We start from the raw sequence: 19,125 nt of genomic DNA, 5'->3' as shown, positions 1-19,125 counted from the left end.
TAATCCTTTCTTCTAATAACGAAAACTGGCTATGAATCTAAATTTTAATCAAAGTCTTGCCAAAAACTATAAATCACCCAGTCAAATCATTAGGGTTTTAAGCGAAGATTGGGTCGCTAAACAAAGTTATTGCCCTAATTGCAATGCTCAGCCATTGGCTGAATTTACTAATGGCAAACCTGTCGCTGACTTTTATTGCTCAAATTGTAATGAGGAATACGAGCTAAAAAGTAAAAAGGCGAAGTTAAGCAACATTATAAATGATGGTGCTTATGACACCATGATTGAACGTATCAACAGCGACAACAATCCAAACTTTTTCTTTTTAACCTATTCTCAGGTATTGAGCGTCAATAACTTTTTAATCATTCCCAAACAGTTTTTTAAGCCCGATATGATTATAAAACGAAAACCTCTATCGGCAACTGCTAAACGCGCCGGTTGGGTTGGCTGTAATATTGATTTGCGTAAAGTGCCCGAATCAGGGAAAGTATTTTTGGTCAAAAACCAGCAAGTTATACCACGCGACAATGTCACCGAACAATTTCAAAAAACCTTATTTCTACGTAAGCAATCTACAGCTTCGCGTGGTTGGACACTGGATGTTTGGCAATGTATTGATAGACTTGATACTAATTTCTCTCTCAATCAAGTTTATGCTTTTGCTGACTTATTAAAACTCAAACATCCTGAAAACAATCACATTCCAGATAAAATCCGTCAGCAATTACAAGTATTACGCGATAGAGGCATTATTGAGTTTTTGGGTCGTGGTCACTATCGAAAACTATACTAAGCTTGATTATCATCCCAAAGTGGCAAATGCGCACTTGCCACCAATCGTTCATAAAATTTGTGCGGCGGATAGTCCATTTCCAACTCATCATTTACTTTAAAAAAAGTGTCCATATTGTCCTTAATAGATTTAAAAGATTTATTCTTTACATGTTTATTCCAGTCTATTAATAGTCCTAGTGGCGTACGAGAAGATTTGGTAAAAGCTTGTCTTTTTACGGTAAGCGCACACATCACAAGTTCATCATGAGGTAGCTTGTCTACGCCTTGCTCTATGACTTCTTGGCGTATATGCGCATACTTAAACACTCCACCAAATGCTGTATGTTTTTTATCTTTCTTAGAATAAACAATATTGAATGCTATTTTTGAATAACCCGCTAAGTGAACAATTTCATCAGGGTGTTTTTTTGCTATACGACATATTTCATTAAATAGCATTAATCGACGTAATTGTAGTGGAATTCGTTTTTCTTCATAGGTAGTACGCATTTTTTATCTCCTGTTAAATAGTATTTAATAACATACGATCAATTTCTACGTATTTTAAATTATATTAAGCGTTTCTCATTGAAGCGTTCAGGCCTCGGTTTTCCTTTATTATCACGGTATACGTCTGCAATTAACTCCTCTCTATCATCCCATAAAGGTAAACGTGCCGTTGCAACGAGACGGTCATGAAACTTATGCGGTGGATACTCCTCATCAATTTCGTCATTGATTTTAAAAAAGTGCTCTTCACGATAATCAACGTAAGCGTGCACTCTATTTTTAACATAGTTATTCCAATACCAAACTAGCTGGATAGCTGTGCGCGCGGGCTGAGTAAACTGTTTTAAATTGACTGTTAGCGCACGTGTTACTGGTTCGTCGTTAGGAAAAACTCTGATACGTTGTTCGATAACTTCTTCTCTCGTTTCTGCATACTCAAACACACCGCCAAACGCAATAAACTTTTTAAAGTCTTTCAAATACATAACACCGAGCGATAATTCAGTAAATCTCGATAAGTGAATAATTTCATTAGGTTGTTTCTTTGCTAATTTGCAAATCTCATCAAAAATTAATAGTCGACGGATTTGTAAAGGTATTCGTTCATCTTCGTAGACGTAGTCCATGGATTTCTCTCCTTATCAAATCAGTATCATTGATCGATTTTCCTTATCGCACAAGTCTACGTAACAAAAGACGATCACTTCTTTTTAAGCGCCTTTGCTAACCTAGACTATATAAATAATAAAGAAATTTTTATAAGTGTATATTAGGAAGAGCGATGATAAAAATAGGTAAGAAACTAGAGAGCGTTTTTCAGATAGAGATTGTCGAAACGTTGAGTAATATCGTGGAAGTTAACGCAAAAAACGAGCAAGAAGCGCTATTAAAAGCACAAGATATGTATCGCAATGAAGAAGTTATTTTGTATCCTGACGATTGTATTGATACTAAATTTAATATTTTTGAATACGGTTAAAATCGCTTAAAAACTCACCACTTCTCCTGATAATAACGTCAAACTGGTCATTGGCATAATACCGCGCAGTGCATTACAAAAGAATAGCTGGCTTAACTGTGGCAAATCTTCGTCCGTTAACGGTTTGATAATTACTGGCGTGTCAGTCTTAGCTAAGCCATCGATGATGACTTGGCGCATCACGCCAGCGACGCCCGATTGTGCCATAGATGGCGTATACCATTGACCAGTTCTGAGGTAGTTGGAGTTGTGTTGATTAACATTTAAAATACTTTCTGATTCTACTAATCGAGTATTTGATAGTTGATAAAACACATTGCTCATCGTGCCTTCAACCCAAGGCCCACTCATATCACGCAGCAATCCTTCACTGATACCTAACTCTATATTAGACGCTAATCTATGAACTTTGATGGCTTGAAGCTCAGCACTTGCCAGCACATTATCGAGACGATTAAGACTTTTTAGTCCCGCAAGAGGCGGCGGCAAACAAGCAAGCTGCGAGGATAAGCAAACGGCAGTGCTGGCAGACTGCATGGGAATTAAGCGACAATCAGGTAAATGCAGCTGCTTGGATGTTGCAATAGTCATCGCAGAGGATTTTAGCCAAATCTCGCACTTGCTACCGGACTCGCTTGGCGTATAGCCGTAGCCACGGATATCTTGCACGGCGCGAGTTATTATTAGCTTAAGTATACCTTGCGATAGCTGCTGGGCATGCGTTTGCAAGATAGCCAGTAGTGAGCGGCTGTCTAAATCAAGGTGCAATGCCTTGGCATGAGAGATGAGGCGCTGATAATGGTAGTCTTGCCATAGTATAAGCCCATTTATAACGCCCATGGTGGTAAAAAACCCATCGGCATATGCCAATCCGCGATTGTCTAATGAGGCGGTAACCGTTGAGTTATCTGGCGACTTATCTGTTTGAGGCAGATGAGACAGACATGACCAGCTATTGGACGGCAACATGGTTTATTTATTATCTGTTTGGGCAGCGGATTTATTGATGATTAGCATACAGCTATAAAACTCACATTTTGCCAGCTCTACTTTTTGACCGCCAACAACTTTGTTTTTGATGATTTGGCCGTTAAGCATATCAGCAACCAGCTTGCCGCCTTCATCACCCATCAGTTGACGTGCAAGCGTATAGGATTTTTTGGCATGGTTTTGACTCAGCTCTTTTTCTTTATCAGAGTCAGTAGGATTGGCAAAGTACCAGCCAAGCTCAAGATATTTTTCAGAATCAATAAGATCTAAATAAGGCGCGTCGGTATTCATAAAACGGTATTTGGCAGCTGGATTACTGGCATAGTCTAAGCTATTTTCGTCAGTGCTGACCACCTTACCAAAGGTTGATTTTATACTATCCAACTGGTCGACATTGAGCGCTTGTACTTTTTGAGTGCCCCACGACGCGACATCATATTTAACCGGTGTGCCTTCTTGGGGGGGTAGCACCATCTAAATCGGCATTCGTCGCAGCGCTTTCTTGTTTAAGCGTATCAGCGGCATTCTGCTTGCTGGCATCAGTACTCACTTCTTGAGTTGTTGCATCACTATCCTTGGTGCTATCACAGGCGCTCAAAGACACGCCAACTGCCATTATCGTACTGACCATAAAGGTCTGTAAGGTCTTATTCCACATGGGCAATTTACTCACACTTTTAGATGGTTCTGAAAATGGTATTAACGAGCAGGCAGAGATGCCGCTGATAATGAACAATGTCTTTTATTAAAACGTTTTTTATAACTAAGCGTTTATAACTAAATTTTTATAACCCAGCTTTATATATTTAAGCAATCATTCGAGCATGCTGGCACTTTTTTCATGCTCTCTAGTTTACCCAACTGCTTAACACTTGACTACCCTTTACGTTACCGATAACACTCGCAGAGAGTACAGATTTGTTAAAGACCTATTCTGTCAAAAATACCTATTTAATGAAAGGCTTAATAGTCAAGCGCTAGGTTTGTCAAACACAGCGTTATCCCTTATGATGATTGAATTAGCACTGTTTATTATCAACGCTTTTATTTTTCCTTTTACCCTTTGCAGCTAGCGGACTATTTATGACCCAGCATTTTATCGTTATTGGTAATCCGATTGCCCACAGTAAATCCCCTAAAATCCATACGCTATTTGCCACGCAGGTGGGCATAGATATTAGCTATCAGCGGCAGTATTGCCCCGATAATGCTGCCAGTTTTATTGCGGTAATCGAGGCGTTTTTTCATGGCGGCGGCGTGGGCGCCAATGTGACCGTACCATTTAAACAAATCGCTTATGATTGCTGCGTGGCGCGTGGCGGCTTATCTGAGCATGCCAAAATCGCAGGCGCGGTCAATACACTTCTGCTAAATAAAGAGGCACTAAAAAATGGTGCAACGATAGCAGAAGCAGTCTATGGCGACAATACCGATGGTCAAGGCTTGGTCAATCATATCAGCCGCTTAGGCTGGCCACTTAATGGCGCACGCGTGGCACTCATTGGCGCAGGCGGTGCAGCACGTGGCGTAATATTGCCACTGATTGAAGCCGGTATCAGTCAGCTAACCATCGCAAATCGTACATTGAACAAGGCTGAAGTATTAGTTGCTGAGCTGAGCGCCGCAAGCGAAACGATAAATCAATACACCATTCATACCTGTGCGACGGCTGATTTAAGCGGAGAGTTTGATATCATTATTAATGCTACCTCCATCGGACTATCAAGTGAAACGTTGCCATTAGCCGATGAGCTAAACTGCCAATACGCTTACGATATGATGTATGGACGGACACTGCCATTTTTGCAGCATTTTGCGGCACGTGGCGCCCAGATATCTGACGGTTATGGCATGCTTATCGGGCAAGCGGCATTAAGTTTTGAGCGGTGGACAGGAGATGCTATTGATGTGACACAAGCAAGCGCGACATTAGAAAACTCATCAGCATAAAAAACGTCGCATGAGCGCAGCCACTATAATATATAGTCGATTCAATTTAAAAAGAATACAGTGCTACTGGGATGCTTATTTTTAAAATATAGGTTGCGCCGCCTCTGGGAACACAGCACGCAAGAAAAATTTATACCAGTATAATGCTATTTTATATTCAATTGGCTATAGCCATAACATAGTCAAAATCTAGGTTTTTTATACTAGCCAAAACGCGTGAGCACCCACTTTTCTATACGGCGCAGCGGTACGCGTAAATTCGTTGAATGCATAACGACCCCACCGCCAAGACCGACCATGCAGCCAAGTAAGGTATCGAGCAAGCGCGCGCTTGTCACTTCTTGATAAGCTGCTGACGTAAGCGGCAAACTACTGCCATATTCCGCGATGAATATCGTCAGCGGCGTGATAAATATGACTGCTAAGCCATAATGACGATCGACTAATGATTCAATGCAAAGCATCATAATCAATATCGAAATAGCCACACCCCATATTGGCAAGCCCCAAGATAGCATCCAACTCGCCAGCCCCACGCCTACCAATGTCCCTAGTAAACGATGTATTTGCTTAATCCACATCGTACGTAAATGGATACCCTGAATGATAAGGAAGCAACTGACTGCCGCCCAATACGGATTAGGCATATTCAGCATCAATGCAATCAGCAGCGCTAAACTCACAAAGCCCGCGACAATAATGCTCTCACTAATGGTATCGGGCTCATAGCTGTAGATTGGTGTAGGCGTAGCAGGACGCGTCGCTAATAAAAACAGCGAATACAGCAGCCCCATGATTAAGGCAAAGCCACTGCCGAGCATCACAAGCCCAGTTGCTGACATGATATTTTCTAGCGGCACTGGTATGAATAACGCAATCGCTCCTGCCATCATTACAAATAGTCCTGCGGGCGGTGGCTGGCGATAATAACGCCCAAAGATAACCACACCAAAGGCTATCAGCATAAATACTGGCAGCCTAAGAATGGGGACTTGCTGGGCTATCAAACCAAAGGCAAAACACAATGACAGCGCAAAGCCCCATGCCATCACCGTCACTAAGCGATAGGGCAATTTGCCGATTAAGGGTAAGTTTAAGATAACCATAGCCCCTAACGATGCCTTGATTCCTGATGACAAAGCATCAAAGTAAGCGCCTACAAATACAGGGAAGCTAATGGCAATAGCGGCGATAATCGGCATATGCCACGGTCTTTTACTGCGATTGACGGTTATTAAATGCTCAAGCTCACCACCAATCAACGACCTTATGCGAGTCAATAATACGGTTAGCCAAGTTACTCGCCTTACCTTGTAATTTGGCTCGCGCTTTGATGCGCTCATAACTAACATCCCTCATTTCGTAGATACATTTAATTTATAGACTACTAAGTTACTTTGTTCATTTGGTGATTCGATAGTAAGTGACTGCTCAATCATGAATATCAACAACAAGTTAATTAACATATATATAACTTAATGTTTTCATTAATTTAAACAATCATGAATTTTAGTTATTAGTTGTATATTTGTCGCTATAGAAGATTTATACTGACATCAATGCCACAACAGCTGTTTTTATCAAGGATGCCTTAACGATTATCAAAATGGATAAGCTGTTCTTAATAAATCTTCCTGACGACCATTGATACCGTCTACTTTCAACCCCAATAATTAAATAACTGTTTATATAAACCGTGGCTTAAATACTGAGCCGAGCGTCTATGATAACGAATAATTAAAGAGAGCGACTATGTTAACTTACAAAGCACCTTTACGTGATATCAAGTTCTTAATTAATGACGTTTTTGACTTCCAGACGCATTATAAAGATTTGGACAATGGCGAAAACGCAGATCCTGAAACCGTTGATATGATTCTTCAGGGTATGGCTGACTTTGCTGAAAATGTTTTAGCTCCTTTATATCAGCCAGCGGATGCAGAAGGCTGTCATTTTGAGAACGGTGTTGTCACTACTCCTAAAGGCTTTAAAGAAGCTTACGATCAGTTTGTAGACGGTGGCTGGCAAGGTATTTCGTACCCTGAAAAATTTGGCGGTATGAACTTACCAATGTCAATCAACTTGATTAAAGCTGAACTTATTGGTACGGCTAACTGGCCTTGGGCAATGTATCCTGGTCTATCGACCGGCTGTATCAATACCATCATGCAATATGGTACGGATGAGCAAAAAGAAACCTACTTGCATAAATTGGTTGAAGGTACTTGGGCCGGCACTATGTGTCTAACTGAACCACAATGTGGTACTGACTTGGGTCAAGTTAAGTCAAAAGCGATTCCACAAGATGATGGCAGCTATAAGCTTAGCGGTACTAAGATTTTCATCTCAAGCGGTGAGCATGATTTAACCGAAAACATCGTGCACATCGTTTTAGCACGCTTACCAGGTGCGCCAGAAGGCACACGCGGTATCTCATTATTTATCGTACCGAAATTCTTACCAAATGCCGAAGGCGAAATTGGCGAGCGCAATGGTGTTACTTGTGGTTCAATTGAGCATAAAATGGGCATCAACTCATCAGCAACTTGTGTCATAAACTTTGATGATGCTATTGGTTACCTCATTGGTGAGCCGAACAAAGGCCTAAAAGCCATGTTCACCTTTATGAACACCGCCCGTATCGGTACTGGTATCCAAGGTCTAGCGCACACTGAATTGTCATTCCAAAACGCCCTACCGTATGCCAAAGATCGTCGCTCAATGCGCACTTTATCAGGTACGAAAGACCCTGAAAAAGTAGCAGATGCGATTATCCATCATGCTGACGTACGCCGTATGTTACTCACGCAAAAAGCCTTTGCTGAAGGCGGTCGCTCAATGATTTATCATTCAGCACGCTATGCGGATAAAATGTCTCAAGGTATCGCTAACGGTGATGACGCAGAGTTTGAGAAATGGGATGATAAGCTTGGCTTCTATACGCCAATCCTTAAAGGCTTCTTAACTGAGCTTGGTATTGAAGCGGCTAAGCATGGTCAGCAAGTTTATGGCGGTCATGGTTATATCAAAGAATGGGGCATGGAGCTTATCGCTCGTGATGCTCGTATCGCTACTATGTACGAAGGCACCACCGGTATCCAAGCACTAGATCTATTAGGTCGTAAGGTTATTTTGCAGTCTAAAGGTAAGATTATTCGCGACTATACGTCAAGCATCATGAAATGGTGTGGCGAGTATGCGCTTGATAAAGAGATGCGTAAATTCGTTTGGGCATTGACTAAGCTTTGTGCTGAGTGGAATACATTGACTGTACGCTTGATGCTAATGGCACGTAAAGACCGTGAAATCATCTCAGCTGCGTCAGATGATTTCTTGATGTATTCAGGTTATGTGATGATGGGTTACCACTGGGCTCGTATGGCAGCGGTTGCTTATGACAAGCTTGAAAATGGCGGCACTGAATCTCCAGAGTTCTATAAAGCTAAAATCCAAACGGCAGAATTCTACTTCGATAAGCTATTACCACGTACCTCAGGTCACGCCGAAAGCATGGTTGCACCAAGCAGCAGCATGACAGCGATGGACATCGATAACTTTGCTTTCTTAGACTAAGATTAATTTAAAACTAATCAATAATTTATAAAAATAAAAAGCGCCTATTTATTAGGCGCTTTTTTATGCTTAAATAAAACCTCTATCGTTTTTTAATCGTTTAATGGCACTTATGGCAAACTGATATCAACTATCGCTTTTAGGAGCTCATCATGTTGAACACTAATAAAAAAACATCTTTATCATCACGCTATGTTCGTACGCTACTGCTTAGTGCAGCACTCATTAGCTTTACTATAAATAGCTCCATCGCTGTTGCTAAAAGCAACGATACACCTATTCATTTTGCAAAAGGAGCCATGACTAGCACCATCACTGGTAAATTGAAGCCCAATGAAAATGAGCATTGGTATAAATTTAATGCCAGCAGTTGGCAATATGCCGTGATTAATATTACGCCGCTCGCAGGTAAAGGTAGTGGCACAGCTGAAACTGCCAATGTCGGCGTGCTGCACATGCCTAATGGAACACAAGATGGCACCAAAGGCGGTATTATTTATCAAGGCTGCTTGCCAGCAACTGGAGAATATCGTCTACGTATTGCACGCAATCTGATGGCAACGCAAGGTAAAACGGCCGGTTATACTGTTGAAGTGATCATATTACCTAAATATGCTAGTGAGTCTTTATGTGAGTATTTATAAGCAATACAAGACACATTATCGTTTATTCATTCAGCATTTTTTTATGATAAACCGTACTAATCTCTTCAACCTCAACACATATCTGCAACGCTACTCGCCCTGATTGCTCTGCGCCCAGCGTTTGCTCTATGGTTGCAAGCAATTGCTCAGCGAGTTGATTACGGATGAGTATGTCACGACCGCTCATTATTTTTAGATGCGCATAAACAAAGCCATTGACTTGCTCATCATCTTCAACGCCCACTAAAAACGCTCCAACAGGAACTATACGTGCTTTAATATCCGTTGCTTTACCAAAGTGTCCACTGTCCCATAGTACTTTATTTAATGCTTTTAGAAATGATTCTTCATGAGCAATACTGACATTGGGCGTCACTTGGATGGTTAAATGTGGCATAACACTATCCTTATAAATATGAGTAAAAAATGAGCTGTTCTAAGAAGCTAAATTTATCTTGAAATTAGCCTTTTTTAGTCATCGGTAATAGACGCAAAGTGAGCCGTAAGCGTTGTCGCCAACTGCGTAGGAGGTAATTCAATCTCCAAACCACGGCGACCACCGCTCACATAGATGGTCAAATGTGCTTGCGCTGAGTCATCTATAATGGTTGCCAATCGCTTTTTTTGTCCCAATGGACTAACACCGCCCAGCACATAACCCGTACTACGCTCGACTTGCTTAGGGTCTGCCATTTGAACTTTTTTGCAGAGCAGTATTTTATTAACAGATAAGGCTTTGGCCATTTTTTTAAAGTTTAACGTTTTATGCACTGGCAAAATAGCAACGGCGAGCGCATCTGTGTCAGTCAATACAACCAAGGTTTTAAAAACTTGTGTCACATCAACACCCAGCTTTTCGGCAGCTTCTAAACCAAAAGAGATGGCATTATTGTCGTGAGTATATTCGTGTAATCGATAATCAAGACTACGTTGTTTGGCGAGATTGATAGCTGGAGTCATAATATTTTAACTTAATTAAGTGACGTTAATGAGTAAGCAGAAATACAATATATAGTAAGTTCAAAATAAAATACGGACGATTGTCACAACATTCTGCTGCTATAAACTGTTCTCGCTTGCTGTACACTTCGCCAGACAGAAGCTTTAAAAAATTCATACCAGCAATACTGTATTATTTTTAAAGTGAATCGACTCTATTATATCTTGTGCAAAACTATTATTACGCTAAACACCTTAATTTTCAAATCATTGAGTGCCTTACGCAGCGTGTAACTTACGACATCGTAACCAGAGCTTATTAATATTGGCAGTATATACAGACACTATATATCGCTTTGATGGCTTTTATGGCATTATAAGGGCAATATATTTGACTAATTTTGATACCGATTATGATACCGAAGTTCTTAAAAAAACGGATTTTTAAAGCGCCAGTAGCGAAAGAGAGCAACTCAGTAACTGCAGAATCAGTAACTCCAGCAACTGATGTCAGCCCCATTGCTACCAAAACGTATTCTAATGCACCACTCAATCAGCTGTATCGTCAGCTGTCCGGGCAGGTACTTGATGTTGCTGTTAAGCCAAAGCTTTTAGGCGAATTACCCGAGTTTGATCATGACGATAAGACCCTAAGATTTTATGTGCTGCAAGATTATTCGCGCTCGAATAGTATTTTGATTGATCTGCAAACACAAGAACACAAACTACCACCAGCGTTGGTCGGGGTAAATGATAGTGCCCATGATATTAAAGAAAACGCCGCCATTATATTTTTGCATCATCCACATGCCAAAGACACCCAACTATCACCGCGCCTATCGCGTCTAGTATCTGCTGTTTTACAGCATCCAGAATTAAAAGTACGCTTGGTGCCGGTCTCCATTCTGTGGGGACGCGCTCCAGAAAAAGAGGACTCACTATTTAAACTGTTGACTACTGATAACTGGGAAGACCCCAGCATTACCAAACAGTTATTTAATATCGGCGTGATGGGACGTGATACCTTTGTACAGTTCCATCCACCACAAGACTTACGCACGCTTATTAATGATAACCTCAAAGGTGATGGTGATGGTGATGAATCGGCTGTACTTGAATCAGTAGCCGCTAATTTAAATGTAGAAGCTTTAAAAGATACTGATTCGAAAGATCCTAATTTAGCAGATAACAACAGTGCTGTTAAGAATATCGATGAAGCGCCAAATTATGCGGTGGTTGCGTCGGCTGACGGCAATCGTGAGCTGGTGCGGTCTTTGCAACAACAGCTCAATATTTATTTAGACAAACAGCGTGCCAGCATGCTCGGTCCTGATTTATCAGACCGACGTAACTTAGTAGACAAGCTGGTTTATTCACCAGCGATCAAACATGCGATAGAAGCAGAAGCTGCCGAGACTGGCACCAGCGAGCGTGAGGCTCGTATTCTTGCAAAAAGCTACGCTAATGAGATGGTCAATGATTACTCGCATTCCATTGTTCGCGGCTTTTATAAGTTTTTAACTTGGCTGTGGACGCAGCTATATGACGGTGTAGAAGTGCATCACTTCGAGCGTGTACGGGAGCTTGCGGCAGATTACGAGCTGGTCTATGTACCCTGCCATCGCAGTCATGTTGATTACCTGCTACTGTCTTATGTCATCTACAAGCGTGGTTTGAGCATTCCTTATGTCGCTGCGGGCGATAACTTAGATGTGCCTATTTTGGGACCTTTATTACGCGGCGCAGTTGCCTTTTATATTCGTCGCAGCTTCCGTGGCAATGCGCTTTATACCGCCGTTTTACGTGAATATATGCATACCCTTATCACTCGTAATACGCCTATTGAGTACTTTATCGAAGGCGGGCGCTCACGCTCAGGGCGTTTATTGCCACCGAAAATGGGTATGCTGGCAATGACAGTGCACAGCCAATTGCGTCAAAGCAATAAGCCGGTGGTTTTTATTCCAACCTATATCGGTTATGAGCGCATCATGGAAGGCGGTACCTATATTGGTGAGCTAAAAGGTAAGCCAAAAGAGTCTGAATCTTTGATTGGTCTGCTGAAAGTCGGTCGGAAGATTGAGCGTATCTTTGGCAATGTACACCTAAGCTTTGGTACGCCGCTGCATCTGACCGACTTTATGACCAAATTTGACGTGCCAGAAAACAGCTTACCTGCTGATCGTACCGATACGCCGCTCGATAGTAAAGCCAGTGCTATGGTTGATAATATCGGCATCAAAGTCATGCAACATATCAATAAAGCTGCTGTGGTCACTCCGGTATCGCTGCTGTCATTAGTATTATTATCTGCACCAAAATCGGCGCTCGATGAAGACATTTGCCGCGAGCAAATAGCCCTTTATCAAGGTCTTGCTCAACAGCTACCGTATTCAAGTGATACCGTTGTCACCGACATGTCGCCACAGCAAATCATTGATTACGGGATTAAGCTGAAGCTTATTGAGCGTATTCCTCATATCTTGGGTGATATCATTCAGATTGCAGGCAAGCAAGCAGCATTACTCAGCTATTTCCGTAATAACATTTTGCATGTATTTATTCTCTTGTCGTTCTTATCGGCATTGGTGGCGCGTAACGGTCGTATCGAGCGTAGTCGTTTGGATAATATTGCCAAACAGCTTTATCCATTTTTACAAAGCGAGCTATTCTTATATTATCCTGCGCACGGCTTGGCGGATACCCTTAACAAAAAAATCGATATTCTCATCGCCCATGGACTGATTATAGAATTGGGTGATGGTATGCTGAGTGTTCCTGAAGCCAATAGTAGATGCTACCAGCAGCTGCAAGTGCTTGCCACGCCTGTTGAACAAAGCCTTGAGCGCTACTTTATGACCTTGGCTCTACTGGCCCAGCAAGGCTCAGGCAATTTGACTGAAAACGAAGTCGTTGATTTATGTCATTTACTTGGTCAACGTTTATCAGTGCTCTATGCCGATGATATTCCTGACTTCTTTGATCGTGCGCTATTTACCAGTTTCCTCGGTGCCTTGACCCGTCTAGATTATCTACAAAAAGAAGAAGAGACTGGTCTATTAACCTTTGATCAGCGCATCGATGATATTGCGCATCATGCTAAATATGTTCTCAGCCCTGATATGATGCAAATTTTGCAGCAAGTTGCCAACCTCAATGAGGAAGAGATTGCCCATGCAATCACTGAGATTAGTAATAAAAAGCAGCGTAAATTTGGCCGTAAGCGTTAATGAGTAGACTTAAATAACCAGCTCGTATAACAAGCATAAAAAAAGCCTCTAACTGCTTAGAGGTCTTTTTTTGTTACTTCGAATATGAAATCTCTAAGTAACTATCTGTTAAGTAATTGTCTTTTAAGTAACTATCTTCTAAACAACAGCTCTAGGTCGAAATCTTCTTATACTTCATACGCTTAGGATTGGCATCATCACCCATGGTCTTTTTACGATAGGTTTCAAACTCAGAGTAATTACCATCGAACCAAACAGGGCCTTCATCTTCGAACGCCAAGATATGAGTCGCGATACGGTCAAGGAACCAGCGATCATGCGATACCACCATTACCGTACCAGGGAAGACTTGAATCGCATCTTCTAGCGCACGTAAAGTCTCGATATCCAAATCGTTTGATGGTTCATCAAGTAATAAGACGTTGGCGCCCTGCTTTAGGGTCTTGGCCAGTTGCAAGCGATTACGCTCACCACCAGACAATTGACCGACATGCTTCTGCTGGTCTGAGCCTTTAAAGTTAAAGCGACCAATATAGGCACGGCTTGGGGTGGTATAGTCGCCAACGGTGATGATATCAAGACCGTCAGAGATTTCTTCCCAAACCGTTTTAGTATCATCTAAGTTGTCACGTACCTGACCAACATAAGCAACTTTAACGCTTTCGCCCAAATCGACTGAGCCCGTATCTGGCGTATCACGTTCAGTAATCATATTAAATAGCGTGGTTTTACCCGCACCATTTGGACCGATAATACCAACGATAGCACCAGCTGGGACGTTAAAGCTTAGGTTTTCATAGAGCAAACGGTCGCCAAATGATTTGGAGATATCGTTGACTTCAATGACTTTATTACCCAAACGAGGACCAGGTGGAATATAAATCTCAGAGGTCTCATTACGTTTCTGGAATTCTTGCGAGTTCAATTCTTCAAAACGCTGTACGCGAGATTTAGATTTAGCCTGTTGGCCTTTTTGGTTTTTACGAATCCAATCAAGCTCTTTTTTCAGCGCTTTAGCAAACGATTCTTCTTGCTTGTTCTGCTGCTCTAGACGCGTGTTCTTTTGCTCGAGCCACTGAGTATAGTTGCCTTCGTACGGATAGCCATGACCACGGTCAAGCTCCAAAATCCACTGAGCGACGTTATCCAAGAAATAACGGTCATGGGTAATAGCAACGATCGTACCGCTGTAATTCTGTAGGAACTGCTCTAACCATGCTACGGACTCAGCGTCTAAATGGTTGGTCGGTTCGTCAAGTAATAACATGTCAGGGCGTGACAATAGCAAACGACATAGCGCCACACGGCGTTTTTCACCACCTGATAGTTTGCTAACATCAGCATCCCATGGTGGCAGACGTAAGGCATCAGCGGCTTTTTCAAGCTGGGTATTTAAGTTATGAGCATCCCATGCTTGAATGATGTCTTCCATCTTGCCTTGTTCTTCAGCAAGCTTATCAAAATCTGCATCAGGCTCAGCATATTCAGCATAAATAGCATCAAGGCGCGATAATGCATCTAACGCTTCACGCATACCGTCTTCGACGTTACCGCGTACGTCTTTACTGTTATCAAGCTGCGGTTCCTGCGGCAGATAGCCAATTTTGGTACCTGTTTGCGCACGAGCTTCACCGCTGAATTCAGTATCCACACCCGCCATGATGCGTAGCAAGGTTGATTTACCTGAACCATTAATACCCAAGACACCAATTTTGGCACCGGGGAAAAAAGATAAGTTAATATTTTTTAAAATTTCACGCTTAGGTGGAACAAGTTTTGACACGTTGTTCATCGTGTAGATATATTGAGCCATTAACACTCCGATAGACTGCATAAAAGAGGCAAACAAGCAGACTTAGCAATACTGCTAAGCGCGCTGAACCTCAAAATCAGGGGTATTCATTGACTGTCATTATCGCATTGTGATGAAGCCCCTGCAAGCTAACTGGCTGTTTTACCGCTTGTTTCATGCCTTTTAACACAAAGCTGCGAGCATTTTACCTAAAAGCTTGTATTAAACTTATCATTCAGCTTACTGGCGTATCTTTGTGATTCAATGCTGTTTTATAAAAGCCACAAAAAACAGCATTGAACCTTTCGTAAAATTAATCAATATTAGTTACTATGTTAGTTAATCTTAATAAAAATAGTTTTATAAAAAAACGTCTTTATAAAAAAGGTGCTCCATGACGACTGGCTATCGCCCTGAACTTATCCACCGTGCGTTTGTTGATTTTATCAGTACGCGACTGCACCCATTTTGGTCCTTAAACGTGCCCAAGTTGCGGCTTATAGCACGCCGTATACTTAGTGATGAATTGATAGCGCTACAATTTGAGCCTAACCGTGCCTTTAAACAGCAGGCTTTTAGTTCAAGTCATCGCTCAGGTCATAGTTCGCATGAAGGCTGGCATGGCGGACAGCATATTAATTTAAGCGTACTTATTGATGGTGTCTATCATCAACGTAGCTATTCATTGGTTGGTCTACCGCAGCAACCATTATGGTGGCATGAGGACAGCGAGCAAAAACCTCATAAAAATAATAATAATTTAAATAATGGCTTCGATAAATAAAAAGTCGCCAGTGAAAATTGGTACTTCTACTGTGACTATCGCTATTAAACTCAAGGTCGGGTTTCAGAGTACTTAACCAATCACGCAGTACTGGGCACTGTATTTGATAGTAGTTTACCCAGTGGTGAATTTACTCTTGCTCAGGCAAGATTAGGGCAGCAGACAAGCGAAAAGCGATCGCCTATCTCTGTACAAACCTCACTATTATTTATAGCAGGCGGTAGTGGCATTACTCCGATGCTAGGCTTGGTGACACAGGCATTAAAATATGGGCATAAAGTGACATTATTGCGCGTAATCTATGGACATGGGCGGTGATGTTTTGTGGTCACTTTACTGATCAGGCGCATATGTACACCCATCTTGATGCCAATGAGAGCAAAGGTGAGTGGTACGTGCGTCAGATTCTTGGCTCCAGCAACATTCAGGGTCATGAATGGTTCCATATTTTGACAGGTAATTTATCGCATCAGATTGAGCACCATATCTTTCCTGATATGCCTGCTAGGCACTATGCGAGGATTGCACCAGCTGTACAAGCCATCTGCCGTAAGTATAATTTAGCCTATAATACTGGGCACTTTAGTACGCAGTTTATGCAAGTACTCGGACGTATTCACCATTTTAGTCAACCAAGTGCCGAAGAATGACACATTTACACACAATCGATATCAAACAGCAATAACCATTCTGCCGTTAATAGCGTGACTGATACAGCACCTGCTTCTCACACAATCATATCGAATAAACAAGTTAAACGCGGTTTTAGAAAGTTTCTCCCTCAGGTCGTGCGCCAAGCTATGTTTTATGCCTAATTTTTTGTACGTGATGAGATGTTGTGAACAGCGACAGTAGATTCTTTAAGCTTGAATAGAACCTGTAAAATAAAAGCCTGCTAAAATAAGCTTGTTAAAGATATTAGCATTTGCCCTATCTACTCTTACGGTAAATGACTGGATACTCAAAATGAACTACCCGCCGCTTTAGAAGCGGGGGTTTCTTAGGTAACACCCATACTTAGTACGATATTCTGTACCAGCGGTTAGGCGAATTGACTAAGCTAACTCCCTTGCACCAAGGGTTCTTTGAGTTTTAGACAGCGCAATCCTTCATTGAGGATATTGACACTGGCGTTGAGGTCACGGTCATTTTCGGATTTGCAACTTGAGCAATTCCACGACCTATCACTAAGTTTCAGCTCGTTTTTACCAAGAATATGACCACAGCCTGAGCAGGTTTTTGATGATGGAAACCATCTATCAACCTTAATAAGCTGCTTGCCATACCAATCTCCTTTATAGCTCAGCATGGTGGTAAAAGCTGACCATGAACTGTCGCTGATTGCTTTAGCGAGTTTATGGTTTTTGAGCATCCCGCTGACATTTAAGTCCTCAATCACAATAATGTCGTGGTTTTTGACAATATTGAAGGACTGTTTATGTAGAAAGTCTTTACGGGTATTGCTTATTTTCTCGTGAATTTTAGCGACTTTAAGTTTCTGTTTTTGATAGTTTTTACTGTCACGCAGTTTACGATTGTCTTTTTTGGCAACCAAGGCGCGTTTAGACATGATTTTTTGAGCACGAGCCAATTTATTTTGCAGCTTTGACAGAAACTTAGGATTAGCAACTTTAGTGCCATCAGATAAGACGATAAAGTCTGTTAATCCTAAATCAATACCGATGTTTGATTGGGTTTTTGGGAAGGGTGCCGCAATGGTTTCAACCAAAACACTAACGTAATACTTGCCTGTAGGCGATTTTGATACCGTTGCGCTTTTGATTAAGCCATGGATAGACCGATGGATATTAGCTTTAATAGGACCGATTTTAGGCAGCTTTATAAACGAGCCATCAATCGCCACTGTGCCTTTTTGATTATTGGTGGTGTAACTGTCTTTTTTACCTTTATGCTTGAATGTCGGAAAGCCCACATTAGGTTGTTTGAAAAAGTGCTGAAATGCTTGATGTAGCTGCATTTGTACATTTGCCAACGCCAAGCTATCTACTTCACGCAACCATTCAAACTCTTTTTTATATTGAGCTGGGGTGTTTTTAAGGCTCTTTTTATCCAGCTGGTAATGCTCTTTTTTATCAGCCAGCATTTTATTCCAAATAAAACGAGCGCAGCCAAACGACTTAGCAAAAAACACTTTTTGCACCTCGTTGGGGTAAACCCTAAACTTATAGGCTTTATGGATCTGCTTGCTCATTATTAATTTTTCTCGATGGTGACTGATGCCTGATTAAGTATTATACTACTTTAACAACCACTCGTTTTTAAGCAGTCATTGGCATCATTATGTCAGTGATCACAAAGCCGCATTCATCCCGCCGCCTATAGAAGACGGGGGAGTTCTGCGGAATGCTGTTAAAAAGGCTCACAATAAACAAAGTGGGATAATTTAGTAAGATAGCTTAGTATGTACAAATAACTATAAAATCCAATGACGGAGAGTTTTTATGAGTAAAGATAACGCTAAACAAGATATGAACATTGTCCACGATGCACAAGCAAAACGTTTTGAGACATCAATCGATGGTCATACTGGTTATATCAGCTATCAAGAGCGTAATGATAAATTAGTATACGATCACACCATCGTTCCTCAGGAGCTAGGTGGTCGCGGTGTCGGTTCAGCCTTAGTTAAACACGCTCTGAACTATGCTCGTGAGAATGATAAAAAGGTGGTGCCGCAATGCTCGTTTGTGGCTTCTTATATTGATAAACATCCTGAATATCAAGATTTACTATAAGCTAAGCTTATAAACTGAGTTTTATGACAAGAATTATGATATAAAAGTGAAAGCTATTAATCATTATATTATCGATATATTCTAAGCATTAACGCACCACTACCCTCCTATTTATCTAATTTTCTTTATTGTATGTTTGCAACCAAATATATAATTAGAGGTTAGAAATAGGTGGGTTTTTTGTCCTATACTGCTTATAGG

At 41.4% G+C, this 19,125-nt stretch carries 19 protein-coding genes; 9 read left to right on the top strand and 10 right to left on the bottom strand.

Going from position 1 to position 19,125, the window contains the following annotated elements; translation table 11 throughout:
- Positions 1-31 precede the first annotated feature (31 nt).
- Entirely contained in the window at positions 32-796 is a 765-nt protein-coding gene (locus DABAL43B_RS00870; RefSeq protein WP_079690650.1) for a DpnI domain-containing protein, read from the top strand.
- Here DABAL43B_RS00870 and DABAL43B_RS00865 read toward each other — a convergent pair.
- Both DABAL43B_RS00865 and DABAL43B_RS00860 read right to left on the bottom strand, forming a co-directional pair.
- The gene (locus DABAL43B_RS00865) at positions 793-1,287 is read right to left on the bottom strand and encodes a hypothetical protein (RefSeq protein WP_079690649.1); all 495 of its coding nucleotides are present in this window, start codon (positions 1,285-1,287) and stop codon (positions 793-795) included. The genes DABAL43B_RS00870 and DABAL43B_RS00865 overlap by 4 nt on opposite strands.
- 59 nt (positions 1,288-1,346) lie before the next feature.
- Complete coding sequence (locus DABAL43B_RS00860) at positions 1,347-1,913, bottom strand: hypothetical protein (RefSeq protein ID WP_079690648.1); 567 nt, start codon at positions 1,911-1,913, stop codon at positions 1,347-1,349.
- Positions 1,914-2,068: 155 nt separating this feature from the next.
- On the opposite strand from DABAL43B_RS00860, the gene DABAL43B_RS00855 reads away from it, so the two are divergent.
- Positions 2,069-2,266, top strand: a complete 198-nt coding sequence (locus DABAL43B_RS00855) for a DpnD/PcfM family protein (protein WP_227516712.1) — start codon at positions 2,069-2,071, stop codon at positions 2,264-2,266.
- A gap of 6 nt (positions 2,267-2,272) precedes the next feature.
- Here the strand turns inward: DABAL43B_RS00855 and DABAL43B_RS00850 are convergent, their stop codons facing one another.
- Genes DABAL43B_RS00850 through DABAL43B_RS14325 form a run of 3 tightly spaced genes read right to left on the bottom strand, consistent with a single transcriptional unit; the run spans position 2,273 to position 3,914 of the window.
- Positions 2,273-3,235 carry an aminotransferase class IV gene (locus tag DABAL43B_RS00850; protein ID WP_079690647.1) on the bottom strand — a complete coding sequence of 321 codons (963 nt, stop codon included), beginning with the start codon at positions 3,233-3,235 and terminating at the stop codon, positions 2,273-2,275.
- Positions 3,236-3,238: 3 nt separating this feature from the next.
- Positions 3,239-3,730 carry a hypothetical protein gene (locus DABAL43B_RS00845; RefSeq protein WP_227516711.1) on the bottom strand — a complete coding sequence of 164 codons (492 nt, stop codon included), beginning with the start codon at positions 3,728-3,730 and terminating at the stop codon, positions 3,239-3,241.
- Positions 3,696-3,914, bottom strand: a complete 219-nt coding sequence (locus tag DABAL43B_RS14325; protein WP_227516710.1) for a hypothetical protein — start codon at positions 3,912-3,914, stop codon at positions 3,696-3,698. The genes DABAL43B_RS00845 and DABAL43B_RS14325 overlap by 35 nt, the downstream gene beginning before the upstream one ends.
- 425 nt (positions 3,915-4,339) lie before the next feature.
- Between DABAL43B_RS14325 and aroE the strand changes: the two genes are divergently transcribed.
- Entirely contained in the window at positions 4,340-5,206 is an 867-nt protein-coding gene (gene aroE, locus DABAL43B_RS00840; RefSeq protein WP_079690646.1) for a shikimate dehydrogenase, read from the top strand.
- Positions 5,207-5,409: 203 nt separating this feature from the next.
- Here the strand turns inward: aroE and DABAL43B_RS00835 are convergent, their stop codons facing one another.
- Positions 5,410-6,549, bottom strand: a complete 1,140-nt coding sequence (locus DABAL43B_RS00835; RefSeq protein ID WP_079690645.1) for an FUSC family protein — start codon at positions 6,547-6,549, stop codon at positions 5,410-5,412.
- A gap of 409 nt (positions 6,550-6,958) precedes the next feature.
- Between DABAL43B_RS00835 and DABAL43B_RS00830 the strand changes: the two genes are divergently transcribed.
- Positions 6,959-8,779 carry an acyl-CoA dehydrogenase C-terminal domain-containing protein gene (locus tag DABAL43B_RS00830; RefSeq protein WP_079690644.1) on the top strand — a complete coding sequence of 607 codons (1,821 nt, stop codon included), beginning with the start codon at positions 6,959-6,961 and terminating at the stop codon, positions 8,777-8,779.
- Between the two features lie 152 nt (positions 8,780-8,931).
- A complete protein-coding gene (locus DABAL43B_RS00825; RefSeq protein WP_079690643.1) occupies positions 8,932-9,423 on the top strand; it encodes a hypothetical protein in 492 nt (163 codons plus the stop codon).
- A gap of 22 nt (positions 9,424-9,445) precedes the next feature.
- Here the strand turns inward: DABAL43B_RS00825 and DABAL43B_RS00820 are convergent, their stop codons facing one another.
- Positions 9,446-9,820, bottom strand: coding sequence for a 5-carboxymethyl-2-hydroxymuconate Delta-isomerase (locus DABAL43B_RS00820; RefSeq protein WP_079690642.1), 375 nt, complete (start codon positions 9,818-9,820; stop codon positions 9,446-9,448).
- Between the two features lie 74 nt (positions 9,821-9,894).
- Positions 9,895-10,383 carry a Cys-tRNA(Pro) deacylase gene (ybaK, locus tag DABAL43B_RS00815; RefSeq protein ID WP_079690641.1) on the bottom strand — a complete coding sequence of 163 codons (489 nt, stop codon included), beginning with the start codon at positions 10,381-10,383 and terminating at the stop codon, positions 9,895-9,897.
- A gap of 392 nt (positions 10,384-10,775) precedes the next feature.
- Here ybaK and plsB point away from each other — a divergent pair, with 392 nt between their 5' ends.
- Positions 10,776-13,592, top strand: a complete 2,817-nt coding sequence (gene plsB, locus DABAL43B_RS00810; protein ID WP_079690640.1) for a glycerol-3-phosphate 1-O-acyltransferase PlsB — start codon at positions 10,776-10,778, stop codon at positions 13,590-13,592.
- 151 nt (positions 13,593-13,743) lie between these two features.
- On the opposite strand, the gene ettA is transcribed toward plsB, so the two are convergent.
- Positions 13,744-15,405, bottom strand: coding sequence for an energy-dependent translational throttle protein EttA (gene ettA, locus DABAL43B_RS00805; RefSeq protein WP_079690639.1), 1,662 nt, complete (start codon positions 15,403-15,405; stop codon positions 13,744-13,746).
- Between the two features lie 373 nt (positions 15,406-15,778).
- Between ettA and DABAL43B_RS14295 the strand changes: the two genes are divergently transcribed.
- Both DABAL43B_RS14295 and DABAL43B_RS00795 read left to right on the top strand, forming a co-directional pair.
- Positions 15,779-16,168, top strand: a complete 390-nt coding sequence (locus DABAL43B_RS14295) for a hypothetical protein (protein WP_197684665.1) — start codon at positions 15,779-15,781, stop codon at positions 16,166-16,168.
- Between the two features lie 284 nt (positions 16,169-16,452).
- The gene (locus DABAL43B_RS00795) at positions 16,453-16,818 is read left to right on the top strand and encodes a fatty acid desaturase (protein WP_319823004.1); all 366 of its coding nucleotides are present in this window, start codon (positions 16,453-16,455) and stop codon (positions 16,816-16,818) included.
- A gap of 410 nt (positions 16,819-17,228) precedes the next feature.
- Here the strand turns inward: DABAL43B_RS00795 and tnpB are convergent, their stop codons facing one another.
- Positions 17,229-18,380, bottom strand: coding sequence for an IS200/IS605 family element RNA-guided endonuclease TnpB (gene tnpB / locus DABAL43B_RS00790; protein WP_079690638.1), 1,152 nt, complete (start codon positions 18,378-18,380; stop codon positions 17,229-17,231).
- 250 nt (positions 18,381-18,630) lie between these two features.
- On the opposite strand from tnpB, the gene DABAL43B_RS00785 reads away from it, so the two are divergent.
- On the top strand, positions 18,631-18,924 hold the full coding sequence (locus tag DABAL43B_RS00785; protein WP_079690637.1) for a GNAT family N-acetyltransferase: 294 nt from the start codon (positions 18,631-18,633) through the stop codon (positions 18,922-18,924).
- Positions 18,925-19,125: the final 201 nt, after the last annotated feature.

Origin of the sequence: Psychrobacter sp. DAB_AL43B (assembly GCF_900168255.1) — a bacterium.
Taxonomy (GTDB): domain Bacteria; phylum Pseudomonadota; class Gammaproteobacteria; order Pseudomonadales; family Moraxellaceae; genus Psychrobacter.
This window is presented reverse-complemented; position numbering and strand designations above follow the sequence as displayed.